General features: G+C 63.7%; 12 protein-coding genes and 1 pseudogene. 7 read left to right on the top strand and 6 right to left on the bottom strand.

The annotated features are described in order from the left end of the window. Positions 1-219, bottom strand: a pseudogene (prfB, locus tag QZ184_RS07555) (peptide chain release factor 2); the annotation flags it as partial. 116 nt (positions 220-335) lie between these two features. Here prfB and grxC point away from each other — a divergent pair. Continuing rightward, the gene (gene grxC, locus QZ184_RS07550; RefSeq protein ID WP_247476841.1) at positions 336-593 is read left to right on the top strand and encodes a glutaredoxin 3; all 258 of its coding nucleotides are present in this window, start codon (positions 336-338) and stop codon (positions 591-593) included. A gap of 2 nt (positions 594-595) precedes the next feature. Continuing rightward, positions 596-1,579: a glutathione synthase gene (gene gshB, locus QZ184_RS07545; protein WP_296418860.1), complete on the top strand. Its 984-nt coding sequence runs from the start codon at positions 596-598 to the stop codon at positions 1,577-1,579. On the opposite strand, the gene QZ184_RS07540 is transcribed toward gshB, so the two are convergent. Further along, on the bottom strand, positions 1,568-2,443 hold the full coding sequence (locus tag QZ184_RS07540; protein ID WP_296418858.1) for an ion transporter: 876 nt from the start codon (positions 2,441-2,443) through the stop codon (positions 1,568-1,570). The two genes, gshB and QZ184_RS07540, sit on opposite strands and share 12 nt — an antisense overlap. Continuing rightward, positions 2,443-3,867 carry an isochorismate synthase gene (locus tag QZ184_RS07535; RefSeq protein WP_296416563.1) on the bottom strand — a complete coding sequence of 475 codons (1,425 nt, stop codon included), beginning with the start codon at positions 3,865-3,867 and terminating at the stop codon, positions 2,443-2,445. The genes QZ184_RS07540 and QZ184_RS07535 overlap by 1 nt, the downstream gene beginning before the upstream one ends. A 122-nt stretch (positions 3,868-3,989) precedes the next feature. Here QZ184_RS07535 and menA point away from each other — a divergent pair, with 122 nt between their 5' ends. From menA to QZ184_RS07515, 4 genes are read left to right on the top strand one after another with little or no spacing between them, the layout of a single operon-like run. Further along, the gene (gene menA, locus QZ184_RS07530) at positions 3,990-4,841 is read left to right on the top strand and encodes a 2-carboxy-1,4-naphthoquinone phytyltransferase (RefSeq protein ID WP_296418865.1); all 852 of its coding nucleotides are present in this window, start codon (positions 3,990-3,992) and stop codon (positions 4,839-4,841) included. Further along, complete coding sequence (gene menC / locus QZ184_RS07525) at positions 4,841-5,812, top strand: o-succinylbenzoate synthase (protein WP_296418856.1); 972 nt, start codon at positions 4,841-4,843, stop codon at positions 5,810-5,812. Before menA ends, menC begins: the two co-directional genes overlap by 1 nt. Further along, positions 5,809-7,023, top strand: a complete 1,215-nt coding sequence (locus QZ184_RS07520; RefSeq protein ID WP_296418854.1) for an AMP-binding protein — start codon at positions 5,809-5,811, stop codon at positions 7,021-7,023. The genes menC and QZ184_RS07520 overlap by 4 nt, the downstream gene beginning before the upstream one ends. A 46-nt stretch (positions 7,024-7,069) precedes the next feature. Further along, on the top strand, positions 7,070-7,336 hold the full coding sequence (locus tag QZ184_RS07515; protein WP_010313418.1) for a TM2 domain-containing protein: 267 nt from the start codon (positions 7,070-7,072) through the stop codon (positions 7,334-7,336). 166 nt (positions 7,337-7,502) lie between these two features. Here the strand turns inward: QZ184_RS07515 and QZ184_RS07510 are convergent, their stop codons facing one another. After that, complete coding sequence (locus tag QZ184_RS07510) at positions 7,503-7,952, bottom strand: thioesterase family protein (RefSeq protein WP_010313415.1); 450 nt, start codon at positions 7,950-7,952, stop codon at positions 7,503-7,505. Between the two features lie 126 nt (positions 7,953-8,078). Between QZ184_RS07510 and QZ184_RS07505 the strand changes: the two genes are divergently transcribed. Beyond that, the gene (locus QZ184_RS07505) at positions 8,079-8,699 is read left to right on the top strand and encodes a hypothetical protein (RefSeq protein ID WP_296418851.1); all 621 of its coding nucleotides are present in this window, start codon (positions 8,079-8,081) and stop codon (positions 8,697-8,699) included. Here QZ184_RS07505 and QZ184_RS07500 read toward each other — a convergent pair. Further along, the gene (locus tag QZ184_RS07500; protein WP_296418849.1) at positions 8,689-10,413 is read right to left on the bottom strand and encodes a cyclic nucleotide-binding and patatin-like phospholipase domain-containing protein; all 1,725 of its coding nucleotides are present in this window, start codon (positions 10,411-10,413) and stop codon (positions 8,689-8,691) included. The genes QZ184_RS07505 and QZ184_RS07500 overlap by 11 nt on opposite strands. A 173-nt stretch (positions 10,414-10,586) precedes the next feature. Beyond that, positions 10,587-11,009, bottom strand: a complete 423-nt coding sequence (locus tag QZ184_RS07495; protein ID WP_363159656.1) for a DUF2752 domain-containing protein — start codon at positions 11,007-11,009, stop codon at positions 10,587-10,589. Positions 11,010-11,053: the final 44 nt, after the last annotated feature.

The following is an 11,053-nucleotide window of genomic DNA, read 5'->3' as shown; positions in this document are numbered from 1 at the left end:
CACTGGCTCAGCTGCTCGAGCTGGGCTTTCACCTCATCGAGCTGGCGCATCTTGGACTGCGCCAGCTTTTGGTCATCCCAAAAATCTGGCTGGGAGGCCAGTTGCTCGAGATCCTGTTGCCGTGCTTTCAGTGCAGCGACGTCAAAGACAGTCCTGGGCATTGCCCAGGCGGTCAGTGAGCTCAGAGAGATCGCGCTTGAAGTCGGTGAGGTCGAGCACCAGGCCGAGAGGAACTTGGTTTGACCGTATCAGCGCAGGCCTTGGGCGGGTCGGCTTCCCGTCCAAGACCCTCAAATCTCGCTTCTAGGATTTCGAAACGCTTGAGAAGTGGCGCCATGCCGACGGTTGAGATCTACACCTGGCGCGCCTGTCCGTTTTGCATTCGCGCCAAGGCGCTCCTGGATCGCAAGGGTGTGACCTACACCGAATACGCCATTGACGGCGATCAGGCCGCCCGCCGGGCCATGTCTGAGAAAGCGGGTGGACGCACCAGTGTTCCCCAGACCTTCATTAACGGTGAACACGTCGGCGGCTGTGATGACCTCTACGCCCTTGAGCGCAGTGGCCAGCTCGATGCCCTGCTGGGAGCCTGAGCTTGAGCGCTCTCACTAGCGGTCTGCCCGCGCAGCTGTTTGTGATCGATCCGATCGCACGGCTGCGTCCAACCAAAGACTCCAGCGTCGCCCTGATGCAGGCGGCCCAGCGCGCCGGTCAGCAGGTCTGGGTCTGTACGCCAGCCCAGCTTTCCGTGCAAGGCCAGGACGCCCTGGTGCAGGCCCAGCCGATTCGCTTGGCTGAGATCAGGCCGACGGCGAGCGGCTGGGACCTTCCGGACCAGTGGTTTGAAGCGGATGAGCCCCGCTGGCTTCCCCTCAGCAGCTTTCCGCTGGTGTGGATGCGCAAGGACCCACCGGTGGATGAGGCGTACCTCTACGCCACCCACCTGTTGGAGCTGGCGGAGCGCCAGGGGGTGCGGGTCCTGAATCGCCCCGCTTCGCTGCGGGCTTGGAACGAAAAGCTGGGAGCGCTGCGTTGGAGCCATCTGATGGCCCCCAGCCTGGTCAGCGCTGATGTGGAGCAACTGGCGGCCTTTGCCGCAGACCACGGTGATGTGGTGCTCAAACCCCTCGGCGGGCGAGCCGGTCAAGGGGTCGTGCGCAGCCATGGAGCAGCGCCGGGTTTGAAGGCCCTGCTTGAGCTGGTCACGGCCCAACAGGCCCTGCCGGTGATGGTCCAGGCCTTTCTTCCGGCGGTGACGGCCGGCGACAAGCGCATCCTCTTGGTGGATGGTGAGCCCCTGGGGGCGGTGAACCGCAAGCCTGCGGCCGGGGAGTTCCGCAGCAACCTCGCGGTGGGTGGCTCGCCCCAGGCGACGGAACTGACCGAGCGGGAGCGTCAGATCTGCGCGGAGTTGACCACAAGCCTGCGGGCGGAGGGGCTGTTCTTCGTCGGCATCGACGTCATTGATGGACGCCTGAGTGAGATCAATGTCACCAGCCCCACCGGCGTGCGTGAGGTGGAGCGGCTGAGCGGCATCCCCATGGCCGATCAGACGATGGAGCGCCTCCTAGCTGGGTAGGCCTGCTCCGCAGTGATCGCAGAACTGAGCTTCAGCCCTGTGGCTCGTGGTGTGGCACTGCCCGCAGCTGCGCTGCACCAGGGTCGGTTGCAACCGCTGCATCTGCTGGAATTTCGCCCCAACAATTCCAGTGGGAACGGCAATGATGCTGTAGCCCAGGAGCATCACCAATGAGGCCACGCAGCGGCCGAGGGGTGTGACTGGAGCGACATCGCCGTAGCCCACGGTCGTGATGGTTACGACGGCCCAGTAGATGCCAATCGGGATGCTGCGGAAGCCGCTCTCGGGGCCTTCGATCACGTACATCGCGGTGCCGATCAACACCACCAGCGCAACGATGGTCAGCAGGAACACCGTGATCTTGCGGCGGCTCTGGACGAGGGCCTGACGCAGCTGATCGGCCTCCTTGAGGTAGGCCCCCAGCTTGAGGATCCGGAACACCCGCAGCAGGCGCAGCACCCGAATGATCAGAAAGGCCTGACCGACGGGGATGCCAATGGTCAGGAGGGGCGGAATGCTCGAGACCAAATCCACCACGCCAAAAAAGCTGCGGGCGTAGCGCAGGGGCGTGCGGCTACAGAGCAGCCGCAGCAGGTACTCCAGGCTGAAGAGGGTGGAGAAGACCCACTCGGCACCGCTGAACCAGGGGCCAAACAGGCTGTCCAGCTGGCGATCACTTTCCAGAGCCACCAGCAGCACGCTGGAGCCGATGGCGATCAGCAGAGCGAGATCGAAGTTCTTGCCGGCGGGGGTGTCGGATTCAAAAATCACCCGCTCGAGTCGGGTTTTGCCCAGCCATTGGCGCAGGCCCAGGGCAGCCAGCAGGCAGAGGGCCAAGAGGACCGTGCCGACCCCCAGCTGCATCAGCGCAGGCTCTCGCTGTGGGGCAAATCGAGTTGCTGTTGGAGCACCCCGAGTTTCAGGGCGACTTCCGCTAGCTCGCGCTCAACCGCGGACCCGCGCACCAGGCCAGCGCCAGCGGTGAGCTCGAGCCGGCGGCCCTGGAGGCTGCCGCTGCGGATGGCGACGCGCAGTTCGGTGTCCCCTTCGCTGTCGATCCAGCCGATTGGTGCGGCGTAGTAGCCCCGCTCGAATGGCTCCAGGCTGCGCAGGGCAGCCATGGCCTCGCGGCGGGGAAGGCCGGCCACCGCCGGGGTGGGATGCAGGGCGGCCGCCAGGGAGAGCGGTTGTTGATCCTCGAGCGCCGCACTGATGGGGGTGTGCAGATGCACCATCTGCCCGTGCCTGGCCAGTCGCGGGTGACGCGGTCTGCGGGTGGTCAGGCCTGCGGCGCGCAGGACGTCGGTGATCGCTTCGACCACGAGTTCGTGCTCACGCCGGTCCTTATCGGAGCGGGTCAGCAGCTCGGCAGTCGGCCCCACCGGCGCCGTGCCGGCCAGGGCGTCGCTGCGCAGTTGTCCCTGGCGCACCGTCAGCAGTCGCTCGGGCGAGGCGCCCAGCAGGGCTGGACCTCCAGCCTGCTGCCAGAGAAAACGGCAGCTGCCGGGTTGGCGCAGCCGGAGTTGGGCCAACAGCTGGAGCGGATCCAGCGGTTGATCGAGGAGCAGTTGCTGGCGCACCGCCAGCACCAACTTGCGCAGGCGACCCTCCTCGACCAGTTCCACGCCGCGCTGCACCACAGAGCGGTAGCCCTCCTGCCAGGAGGAGCGGCTGGCGATGGCCGGACCAGGGGCATGCCCCTGGTCGGCGCAGGGATCGGAGGGCAGGGCACCCAGGCGCTCGGCCTGCTCCCAGAGTTCTTCGGCGACGCTGCGGGCGCTGATGTCCCCGCCGAGGTTGCGCTGCAGCCGCAGCCAGCAGTGGCGCCCCTGCTTGCTCAGCTGCCAGCGGGGCAGGACCGCCTGAACGCCAGGCACCCCTTCGCCTTCGTGCAGGGGGCTGTCAAAAAACGAGAACGCCAGCAGCACCCTGGGCCGTGCCAGGGGCGGGCAGTGTTGCGGTGCGGCCAGGCGATTGAGGCTGACGGCACTGAAGCGCTGGGCTAATTCGAAGCGCCGGGGACCGCTGAGTTCCAGGCTGTTGCAGCGTCCGCTGGCGGCGAGGCACAGCCCGGGGGCGCTGTCCCAGAGGAAGCGAAACCGCTCTCCCTCTTCCAGCTGGCTGAGCAGCGCCATCGGATCCCGGCTGGGGATCGCCACGGCCAGGCTGAGCACGCCCTCTCCCTCGAGCTGGCGCTCACCTGCCTGGGCGGCGGTCAGCAGATCGCTGAAGCTGGTTGTGACGCTGGTGGGGGCCTGCAACCGAAACGGGCCGATGCGGCTGCTCAAATGTATGGGCCTTCCCGCACCTCGAGTTGCCTCTGCCCGCTGACGAGCCTCAGGTCGTCGCAAGCCTTCATGCCCCTGCCGCCGAGCGCAGGCGCCTGTGGAAGGCTGCGATCAAGTGGCCGATGTATGCCGTGGCCGTGATGCCAGTCCTGCTGGCCGCCGGTTGGCGTGTGCAGCAGGAGCTCCCGGTGCGGCTGGATCAGCTGCTGTTGTTTCTGCTCGCGGCCGTGCTGCTGCTGGCCTGGGAGAACCTGGCCAATGACGTCTTTGATGCGGATACGGGCGTCGATGCCAACGGGAAGCCCCATTCCCTGGTGAATCTCACGGGCCGGCGGGATCGGGTGTCGCTTCTGGCCAATGGAGCTCTGTTGCTCGGCCTGCTGTTGATGGCCCTGGTGGCTGTGCGTAGCCATGGCGCCGTGCTGGCCCTGGTGCTGGCCTGCTGCGGTCTGGGCTACCTCTACCAAGGCCCCCCGTTCCGCCTGGGCTATCGCGGCCTGGGAGAGCCCCTCTGTTGGTTGGCCTTCGGTCCCTTGGCGACGGCCGCCGGCTTGATGGCCCTCGCCCCAGCGGGAGCAGCTGCGGTGCCCTGGCGGGCGGCCCTGGAGTTGGGCAGTGGTCCGGCCTTGGCGACGACCTTGGTGCTGTTCTGCTCCCACTTCCATCAGGTGGAGGAGGACGCGGCCCATGGCAAACGCTCTCCTGTGGTGCGCCTGGGCACGGGACGGGCGGCGGCCCTGGTGCCCTGGTTGGTGGCGGGTTGCCTGGCGTTTGAGTGGGCGCCGGTTCTGGTGAACCATTGGCCCTTGACCGCACTGCTGGGGGCGGCGGGCTTGCCTCCAGCCCAGGCCCTGATTCGCCTGCTGCGGGAGCACCACCGCGAACCGGACCGCATCAGTGGCAGCAAGTTTTTGGCCCTGCGTTTCCAGGCCCTCAATGGCTTGGGCCTGGCCCTGGGCTTGGCCTTGGGCTGATGCAACTGCAGTGGCGGCCCTATTGCTTTCGGCTGCCCAGTGCCTTGGTCAGTGCCCAAGGACGCTGGCTGGAGCGTCGGGGTTGGTTGCTGCGACTGCAGGGACCGGCTGGGCGCTTGGGATGGGGGGAGGTGCCCGAGCTGCCCGCCGCCTGGATCAAACCTGAGCCAGGGCGGCTTCCGCTGCAGCAGGCCCTCGAGCAATTCCCGCTGGAGCAGGAGCGCAGCGGACTCGAGGCGCAGCTGCCCGAGCTGCCCAGTGCCTTGGCCTTGGGCTTGGGGATGGCCCTGGCTGAGCTGGATGGCCTGGGCGAGGACGGCTGGCTCCAGGCGCCCACCTCCGCTGAGCTTCTGCCGGCTGGTTCGGAGGTTCTCCCGGCCCTGGCGGCCCTGCTGGAGCGTTCATCCGCGGCTCCCCGGACTGTGAAGTGGAAGGTGGCGGTCGGCGCTGACGCCCAGGAGCGCGCGCTGTTGGATCGGTTGCTGGAGCAACTCCCAGCGAATTGGCACCTGCGCCTGGATGCCAACGGCGCCTGGGATCGTCAGACGGCCCAGGGTTGGGCGGAGCGCCTGCAGGGCGAGTCGCGCTTGCAGTGGCTGGAGCAGCCGCTGACTCCCGCTGATGTCCAGGGGCTGAGGAGCCTGACGGAGCGCGTTCCAGTGGCCCTCGATGAAGCCCTGCGGCAGTGCCCGGAGCTCTATGGCACCGACTGGACGGGCTGGCGCGTGCACCGGCCCCTGGCGGAGGGTGATCCGCGTCCTCTGCTTCAGCAGTTGCAGCGGGGCCTGCCCCGCCTGGTGGTCAGCACGGCCTTCGAGACAGGGATTGGCCGGCGCTTTCTGCATCACCTGGCCGGTCTCCAGGCCCTCGGCCCCACTCCGGTTGCCCCGGGCCTGGCGCCCGCCTGGCAGCCAGAGGGCCCCCTGTTCAGCGCCGATCCCCAGCAGGTTTGGGAGGCGGCAGCCCCATGAGCCCCTTGCGCTTGCTGCTGGATCAGGGGGACCGTGCGGCCTTGGCCGAGCAGCTGCGGCTGAGTTGGCGCGATGGACTGACCACGGCGGTGGTGGCGCCCCAGGAACAGGAGATGGTGGCGCCCCTGTTGGAGGCAGCCCTGCCAGCCGACCTGGGCCCGGGAGTTGTGCTGGGAACCGGCGGCAGTGCCGGCGCGCGCCGCTGGTGCCTGCAGCCCTTGGCTGGCCTGCAGCGCGCGGCCACAGCCACGGCCGAATGGCTCCTGGGCGTCGGCCTCGATCCGGGGAACTGTGAGCTGCTCAACCCCCTGCCGCTGCACCACATCAGTGGCCTGATGCCCCTGGTGCGGGCCGAGCAGTGGCGGGTGCCCATGCGTTGTTTGCCGCCGCAGTGGTTGCGGGATCCGGCCCTGCTTGTTGAAAACGCCCCCCTCGATCGCAAGCGGCCGGCGCTGGTCTCACTGGTGCCAACGCAGCTGCAGCGGCTGCTGGAGGATCCCCGCGCTCTGGCCTGGTTGCGCGGCTGTGCCGTGATCTGGGTCGGCGGAGCGGCCTTGCCGCAGGCGCTGGCGGAGGCCTGCCGGCGCGAGGGCCTGCACCTGGCCCCCTGCTACGGCAGTACGGAGACGGGGGCGATGGTGGCGGCTCAGTTGCCGCAGGCTTTTTTGGCGGGACAGAGCGGTTGCGGTCAGCCCTTGGCCCATGCCGAGCTGCAGGTTGACCCCAGCAGCGGCGCCCTGCAGATCCGCGGCGAGAGCCTGGCGGCGGCCCTCTGGTCTGGTGAGGCCTGGGAGCCCCTGCCGCTGCAGCAGGGCTGGTGGAGCAGTGGCGACCTCGCCCGCCTTGATGCGGGTGGTCTTCAGCTGCTGGGCCGGCTGGATGGTGCGATCCAAAGCGGCGGGGAAACGGTGTTCCCTGAGCAGGTGGAGCTGGTGCTGCTGCAGCGGCTGAAGGAGGCGGGTCTGCCGATCGAGTCGCTGCTGCTGCTTCCGGTAGAGGACCCCCTGTGGGGCGCCCGCTTGCTGGCCCTGGTGCGGCCGGCCGGACCGCAGGACTGGCCAGCGCTGGAGCGCGCTCTGCAGCGCTTGGCTGAGCTGTTGCCTCCGGCCCAGCGGCCCCGTCAGTGGCTCTGCTGTGAGGCCTTGGAGCGCAATGCCATGGGCAAGTGGGAGCGCCAGCGCTGGCGCCATTGGCTCGAGTCCCTGCCGTGACAGATCCAGCGGCCTTTGCTAGAAGCGGCCTGTGGCGGGAGGACCGATGGTCGAGAGCAACCTCACCGAAGCCAGCAATAAAAAGCTCGCGGCTGGCCTGCTGGCGATCTTTTTGGGCTCATTCGGTGTGCACAAATTTGTGCTGGGTTACAACACCGCTGGGCTGATCATGTTGCTGGTCACGGTGTTGACCTGTGGCATCGCTGGTTTTGTGATGGGCGTGATTGGAATCATTGAGGGAATCATCTACCTCACGAAGACCCCAGAAGAATTCGAGTCGATCTACATCCAGAACAGCAAAGAGTGGTTCTGAGGTGTGGCCTTGAAGTCGGCCCATCGCTGGATCCTGCCGCTCTCCGCTCTGGTCAGTGTGGGCTTGTTCTCAACGGTTCCGGCGCAGGGATTCCACCCCTTTGCTCTTCTGGCGAGTTTGCTGCCCCTGCAACTGGCTGCGCTGTTCTGGTGCCTTGGCGTTGTTTCTAAAGGGGCTGAATCCCGCCTTGTAGGGCAGAGGCTTCCAGCCAACGATTGATCCCTGGCGGTAATTCACAGCGTTGCCGGCCGTCGCTGCGGATGGCCAGATGGCGTGTGAGCCCCTCAGCGACCAGCTGGTCGTCGCTGCTGAAGCTGTAGCGCACTTCAAAGCAGCCCGGATCGAGCCGCGTCGGTTTCAGGCTGATGGCCAGCGGGGATCCGCAGACCAAAGGGCGGCGGAAATCGGCGCTGCAGTGAACGATCGGTAGGCCCACCTCTGGAGTGCACCCAGGGGTCGGGAAAATCTCGGCTGCGTTGAGGCCAAAGCGCTCGAGGCTTTCTTCATAGGCCTCATGGCACCAGCGCAGGAGCTGTTGAAAGTGCATGACCCCGGCGGCGTCGGTTTCACCGAAACGCACGCTGCGGCAAAGCATCAACCAGCTGTTCGGATTCATTGCAGGCCGAAGTCAAACCCGCGAAGGGCTCTGCACGATGGGTTCAGTTTGAGGGATGACATGGCCTCGCCGCTGGCTACGGAATCACCCAGCATTAATCGGGCCTGGGAAGCCTTTGTTGCTCACGTGCCTGCGATTTTGTTGGCCTGGATCGCGGCGATGGGCATCAGCGTGATCGGCACGGTGGTCTATTTCGTGATCAGTGCCTTGCTGACGATGCTCAGCGGCGCCGACCCCAATGGCGGTGGAACGGTGTTGGCGATGGTCCTGGGGCAGCTCGGTCAGTTGCCCTTCATGGTCCTCTCCAGTTTCGTCGGGGTGTTGCTTGCGGCTATTCCCGCTCTCTATTACGAACGCGGTGAGGTGATTACGGTTCAGGCTGCCTTTGCAGCGCTGTTCGAGAAGCCCTGGCGTTACCTCTGGGCCGGTGTTCTGTTTACGGTCCTGGTTCTGGTGGGCTTCCTCTTTTGCGTGCTTCCAGGGGTGTTGATCTTGTTCGTCACCCCTCTCTATGTGAATCGCATTTTCAACACCAACTTGAGCGTGACCGATGCTTTTGCCGCGTCGGTCCAGGCCCTCTTTCGCTCTCCCCAGGGGATCCAGTATTTGGGTCTGGAACTGCTCACGACCCTTCTTGTTCTGGTGGTGTCGATCTGCACCTGTGGTTTCGGCGCGCTTTTGGCGCTACCGGTGAGCTCTTTTTACCTGCAGAATGCCGCTTACAGCAAGGGTTTAATTAGTTCGTGATTGGTTGGAGCTCTACGCCTTGTAGCTTGTTCTTCGCCTCTCTGTAACCGGCTTCGAGCGCTGTGTCGCAGCAGCTCCAGTCGAGGAGCCCTGCTGACATCAGGTCTGGTTTGAGTACACAGTCCGCAAGATGTTCCGCGTCGTCTGACTTTTGTCGTGCAGCGCCCAGAATGGAATACAAGATTGTGTCGGTTAGTAATGGCATCGATCGCTTGGCCAGGCCGGCCCTGGATAGCCATTGAATGATGGCGCCTTTGCTATCTGCAAGCGTTGGGATCGTGCGTTGGCCCTCTCCATGGTCGAGAGAGATTGCGATCACGACTCCTGAAGTTGAGCTCCGCGCTTCGGTAATCGGAAGGTTGTCAATAACGCTGCCGTCAACGTGAAGAGAACCATCCTCCATTTGGACCGGTGGAAGTATGCCTGGAATCGACATGCTCGCGATCACGCGATCCAGTAGGTTCCCAGCCGACCAGGCTGTCAGATGGTTTCTTGAGATATTTGTGGAAAGTGGTCGAAAAGGAATCCAGGTGTCGTGAATGTCGAAACTGCTGTAATCGGTCTTGAGTTGTTCGAGGCCTGTGCTGTACTGAAGAAGGGAGTGGAATGACGGGGAAAAAGAGTAGGGAGAGCCATCGACAAAAATCACTCTCATGTACTTATAAATAGCCTCCCAGGGCATCTCAAAGGAGCAAAGCATGCCAACGAAGGATCCAATGCTGACCCCGTAGATCAAATCAAGTTCTAGTGCTCCTGTCTCTTGAAGAGCCTTGATGGCGCCGACATGTGCGAAGCCCTTGGCTCCTCCGCCCCCAAGTACCAAAGTCGTTGCGATTCCAAGGATGCACCGCGCCGCTCTTAGGGCGTCGGTTTGACAATCTTTGCGCACATTGTAGACATGGTGAACTGTTAGGCTGCTTGCCCTTTCTTGTAGCGGATCGGGTTTTTCCTGCTCCGATGGCCAGAGTCGAATGAGGTCAACCACTTCATCCTTTCTGGTGGATATCTGGGCACTAATCTCATTGCCGCTGATCAAAAGAAGGTTGGCATCAATGAGCTTTAGGTTGGAAGCCGAGATCAGTGTGTGTTCGTCAATGAGGAATGCGACTGAGCGTTCATTCTCGATCGATCGAGTGATATCGGCGATTTGTTCCTCGTGTGGCCATGCGCCTCTGCGTTTGTCAATGATGTCGATCTTTTCTGATTGAGAGAGTGCATCGCAGAGTTGCTCTGCTCCGCTGGAGTCGGTGCGATTCAGGCTGTCTCTGATCACAATGCGCCTTGCGCCATAGCCCTTGTTCAGTGTTCTTCCTCTCGAGGCCTCGCGTGCGATTGAGGCCAGCATTCTTTTGCAGAGTCTCGGTGATTGATCCAGTAATTGGTTGAACGCGTCGCTGTCAATGGAAGCAAGAGTGCTCTCCGTTGTGGCGATCGCGGTTGCTGATCTCGCATTGCCGCAGAGCATTGCGTATGTTCCAAAGAGGCTTCCTTTTGAAGCCCTGTGAAATGACGTTTTCGTTCGTGAGTTGGATAATTCATAAAGGCTGATAATGTCTTCCAGTACGACATAGGCTTTTCCGCCTGTGTCGCCCTGTTGAAAGATCAACTCATCGGGTTCGAAATGCTCGACTTTGAACAGTTCGCCTTTGATGTCGGACGGATCAATGCAGTCAAAGAACGGTGAGATACTGACCAGCTTCTCGATGATTCTCATGCGGGTCAGGCTTGGCCTTCTGCCTACCGTATGAAGGCAGTCGTGGCTCGTCAAGGAGAGCGCCTTACAGTCTGCTGGTCCTCGCGAAAGATTCCGTTTAGAGATTGTGTGAGGTTGGTGAGTCTATGCGCTCTATCTGTGTCGGCTTCCCCTCTGATTGCTGTTAATAGCAACTAACTCAAGAGCGGGAAGTGAAGCCATGCGGGTGCTGCCATGTCTCCAATGTTGACGACAATGCGCATGAGCCAGTAGGCAAGCAAACCGACGGCGAAGCTCCCCAGGGGCCAGGCCGGGATCCCCCGCGGCAGCAGGCGCCGTTGGCGGATTGAGAACACGGACCAAGTCAGTAGGGCCACCGCTACCACTGGGCCAAAAGCATGGAGCTGCAGGGCCCCATCAAGGTTGCCGGTCAAGCTGGCGGCGGTGGCGCGGGTCAGGTAGCAGGTCGGGCAGGGAACGCCCGTGAGTGCCCGCAGCGGACAGCCCCAGCCGGGCAGGCCCGGGTGCAGGCCCTTCAGCCAGAGCGCGCCGGTGAGTCCGGCAGGCAGCAGATAGCCGCTGCGTTGAATCCGTTGAAGAAACCGATTAGCGGTCAACCGAGCCCATGATCACGTCGATCGAGCCCAGGATCGCCATGATG

It is taken from the genome of Vulcanococcus sp. DEBay_Sum22DG08_74, assembly GCF_017852955.1.
Classification (GTDB): domain Bacteria; phylum Cyanobacteriota; class Cyanobacteriia; order PCC-6307; family Cyanobiaceae; genus Vulcanococcus.
The sequence above is the reverse complement of the archived record's forward strand: the minus strand, read 5'-3'. Positions and strand labels throughout refer to the sequence as shown.

Excerpts from the sequence above, each read along its gene's own strand:
- menC (WP_296418856.1), top strand. The coding sequence starts at position 4,841 with ATGCAACTGCAGTGGCGGCCCTATTGCTTTCGGCTGCCCAGTGCCTTG.
- QZ184_RS07510 (WP_010313415.1), bottom strand. The coding sequence starts at position 7,952 with ATGAATCCGAACAGCTGGTTGATGCTTTGCCGCAGCGTGCGTTTCGGT.
- QZ184_RS07520 (WP_296418854.1), top strand. The coding sequence starts at position 5,809 with ATGAGCCCCTTGCGCTTGCTGCTGGATCAGGGGGACCGTGCGGCCTTG.
- QZ184_RS07540 (WP_296418858.1), bottom strand. The coding sequence starts at position 2,443 with ATGCAGCTGGGGGTCGGCACGGTCCTCTTGGCCCTCTGCCTGCTGGCT.
- QZ184_RS07500 (WP_296418849.1), bottom strand. The coding sequence starts at position 10,413 with ATGAGAATCATCGAGAAGCTGGTCAGTATCTCACCGTTCTTTGACTGC.
- grxC (WP_247476841.1), top strand. The coding sequence starts at position 336 with ATGCCGACGGTTGAGATCTACACCTGGCGCGCCTGTCCGTTTTGCATT.
- menA (WP_296418865.1), top strand. The coding sequence starts at position 3,990 with ATGTATGCCGTGGCCGTGATGCCAGTCCTGCTGGCCGCCGGTTGGCGT.
- QZ184_RS07515 (WP_010313418.1), top strand. The coding sequence starts at position 7,070 with ATGGTCGAGAGCAACCTCACCGAAGCCAGCAATAAAAAGCTCGCGGCT.